Source organism: Terriglobales bacterium, from assembly GCA_035624475.1.
GTDB lineage: Bacteria > Acidobacteriota > Terriglobia > Terriglobales > Acidobacteriaceae > DASPRL01.
This window is the reverse complement of record DASPRL010000325.1, coordinates 1-3,465: the sequence shown is the minus strand read 5'-3', so window position 1 is coordinate 3,465 and position 3,465 is coordinate 1. Positions and strand designations below refer to the sequence as shown.

3 protein-coding genes are annotated in these 3,465 nt (G+C 69.1%); all 3 read left to right on the top strand.

Annotated elements, in window-relative coordinates; genetic code table 11:
* The coding region (acs, locus tag VEG08_13045; GenBank protein ID HXZ28912.1) for an acetate--CoA ligase at window positions 1-1,450 on the top strand (1,450 nt) is incomplete at its 5' end.
* The gene (locus tag VEG08_13040) at window positions 1,447-3,108 is read left to right on the top strand and encodes an alpha/beta fold hydrolase (GenBank protein ID HXZ28911.1); all 1,662 of its coding nucleotides are present in this window, start codon (window positions 1,447-1,449) and stop codon (window positions 3,106-3,108) included. The genes acs and VEG08_13040, both read left to right, overlap by 4 nt.
* Before the next feature lie 81 nt (window positions 3,109-3,189).
* On the top strand, window positions 3,190-3,465 hold a 276-nt coding region (locus tag VEG08_13035), incomplete at its 3' end, for a hypothetical protein (protein HXZ28910.1).

Below are 3,465 nucleotides of genomic sequence, written 5' to 3'. Positions count from 1 at the left end.
GCTGAAGACGCGCATCCAGGACCTGGAGGCGGAGGTGGTGCTGACCGCCGACGGCGGGCTGCGCCGCGGCCGCGAGGTCCTGCTCAAGCAGCATGTGGACGACGCGCTCCAAGAGTGTCCCACGGTCAAGAACGTGATCGTGTACAAGCGCCTCAGCCTGCACACGCAGATGCAGGAGGGGCGCGACCACTGGTGGGAGGACGTCACCACCGGGGTCTCCGAAGTCTGCCCCGCCGAGGAGCTGGACGCCGAGCACCCGCTCTACGTGCTCTACACCTCCGGCACCACCGGCAAGCCCAAGGGCGTGGTGCACTCGACCGGCGGCTATCTCACCCAGGTGCTGGCCACGCTGGGCTGGGTCTTCGACCTCAAGGAGGAAGACACCTACTGGTGCACCGCCGACATCGGGTGGGTGACGGGGCACAGCTACGTGGTCTACGGGCCGCTGGCCGCCGGGGCCACCACGCTGATGTACGAGGGCGCGCCCGACTGGCCCAAGCCCGACCGCTTCTGGCGCATCATCGAGAAGTATCGGGTCACGATCTTCTACACCTCGCCGACGGCCATCCGCAGCTTCGTGCGCCAGGGCGACACCTGGCCCCAGGGGCGCGACCTCTCTTCCCTGCGGCTGCTGGGGACGGTGGGCGAGCCTATCAATCCTGCCGCCTGGCACTGGTACCACAAGGTGATCGGCAAGGAGCGCTGCCCCATCGTGGACACCTGGTGGCAGACGGAGACGGGATGCATCCTGATCTCGCCCATGCCGGGAGCGACGCCCACCAAGCCGGGCTCGGCCACGCGCCCGCTGCCGGGGGTGGCCGCCGACGTGATCGACGAGGCGGGCGAGTCGGTGAAGGTGGGCAAGGGCTTCCTGGTCATCACCCAGCCTTGGCCGGCCATGTTGCGCACCATCCACAAAGACCCGGAGCGCTTCAAGCAGAATTACTGGGCGCGGGTCACCGGGAAGTACTTCACCGGCGACGCCGCCACCCGCGACGAGGACGGCTACATCTGGGTACTGGGACGGGTGGACGACGTCATCAATGTGGCCGGCCACCGGCTGAGCACGATGGAGGTGGAGTCGGCGCTGGTGCACCATGCGGCGGTGGCGGAGGCGGCCGCCATCGGCGCGCCCCACGAACTGAAGGGCGAAGGCCTGCACGCCTTCGTCACGCTGAAGCAGGAGGTCAAGGCGACGCCGGCCCTGGCGGAGGAGTTGCGCGACTGGGTGGCCAAGGAGATCGGAGGGCTGGCGCGGCCCGAGCGCATCTACTTCGTGCAGGGGCTGCCCAAGACGCGCAGCGGCAAGATCATGCGGCGGCTGCTGCGCGAGATCGTGACCACCAAGTCGGTGAAGGGCGACACCACCACGCTGGAGGATTACGGAGTCATTCTGCAGCTCAGCCAGCAGGGCAAAGAGGAAGAAGAATTGCTGAAGGAGAAGAAATGATGCGGCGCATCGCGTTGCTGATCGGCGCTCTGCCGGCCCTGGCCCTCTCTCTCATCGCCGCCCCGCCGGAGAAGTTCCAGATCAAGGCCGGCAAGGCCCTCACGGGCAGCGAGGAATACGAGATCGTAGCCACCCAGGGCGGCTTCCGCCTCACCGGCAAGAGCACCTTGCAGCGTCCCGGCGGGGAGATGACGCTCACCGAGCAGACCAATCTCTCCCCCGAGTGGGAGTTTCTGAGCTACAGCCTGACCGCGGGCAGTGCCGGCAGCCCGCCGCAGCTCATCGAGGCGCGGGTGGAGAAGGGGCAGGTGCAGATGAAGGCCAGCGTGGGGGTGCAGTCGCAGAGCGCCCAGGCGGAACTGAAGCCGCACACCGTGGTGCTCGACAACCTGGTCACCGCCCACTTCCAGGTGCTGCTCGACAGCCTGGGACCCAAGCCGCCGGCCGGCCTGAGCCTCTGGATCGTCGTGCCGCAGAGCCTGGCCGCGCTGCCGGGGGCGCTCACTGCCGAGCCGGACGAGGAGGGCACGCTGGACGGCAAGTCTGTCCACCTGCACAAGTACATGCTGGTGCTGGGAAGCGTGACCGAGTATTTCTGGGCGGAGGCCGCCGGCAACCGCCTGATGCGCGTCACCGTGCCCCTGCAGCGGGTGGAGATCACGCGCGAGGGTTTCGCGCCCGCGGCAGCGCCGGCTCCGGCCGTGCCTCCCGGGCCCGCCGCCTTCACCGAGCGCGACCTCACCTTTCCCAGCGCCGGGCTGCAGTTTCCCGCCACGCTCTGCCTGCCGGCCAGGCTGAGCGGCAAGGTCCCGCTGATCGTGCTGGTGCAGGGCTCGGGCCCGCACGACCGCGACGAGACCATCGGCGCCAACAAGCCTTTTCGCGACCTGGCCCACGGCCTGGCGGCTGAGGGCATCGCCACGCTGCGCTACGACAAGCGCACTTTCGCCTTCCCCGCCTCCATCGACGCCAAGAACGTCACCGTGAAGGAGGAGGTGCTGGACGACGCGGTGGCGGCGCTGAACTTCGCCCGCGGCCTGCCCGAGGCGGACGCCGGCGCCATCTTCGTGCTGGGCCACAGCCTGGGGGCGTCTCTGGCCCCCTTCATCGCCGAGCGCGTGCCCGGGATCCGCGGCCAGATCCTGATGGCGGCGGCCGCGCGTCCCTTGGACGAACTCATCCTCGAGCAGGTCGCGCACCAGATGAAGCTGGCGGGCAAGTCCGACGAGGCGGTGCAGATGGAGGTCAGCGACCTGCGCATCGCCTTCGCGCGCGTGCGCTCCGGCGAGGCCCCCAACGACGAGGTCGTCTTCCACGCTCCCGCCATCTACTGGCGCGACCTCTTCTTCCACGACACGCGCAAGGCGCTGGCCGCCACCACCGTGCCCGCGCTCATCCTGCAAGGCGGAAAGGACGTGCAGGTCAGCAAGACCGATTACGACCTGCTGCAGCAGGCGGTGGCGGAGCTGCCCGCCGACCTGCACCAGGCGCAGTTCTTCCCCAACCTGAACCACCTGTTCATGGTAGTGGCGGGCGAGCCTACGGGAGCGGAGTACGGCCAGCCCGGGCAGGTCGCGCCCGAGGTCATCCAGGCCATCGCGACGTGGGTGAAAGCGCACCCGGCGCCGCCGCCCGCGCCCGCACCGACCTCGCGATAGCGGCAGCCCACCCCAAAATCTTTGGTTTGTCCCGCAGCTTCCAGTACACTCTCGCTGCGAATCGTCGCCCGGCTTCACTCGATGAAACGCCTTCTCGCCAGCATCGCCGTCTTCGTGTTTGTGGCGACGGGCAGCGTCCTGGCCGCCGGCTCCGGGCACTCCCCGAAAGCGGCTTCCCCGCAAGTCACCGTGATCCGCGGCGCCACGCTGATCGACGGTACGGGCGCGCCGCCCGTCCCCGACTCGGTCATCGTCATCGAAGGCGAGCGCATCCGGGCGGTGGGGACCGCCAAGACCGCGGCCGTCCCGCGGCACGCTCATGTCATCGAAGCGCGCGGCAAGTACGTGGTGCCGGGG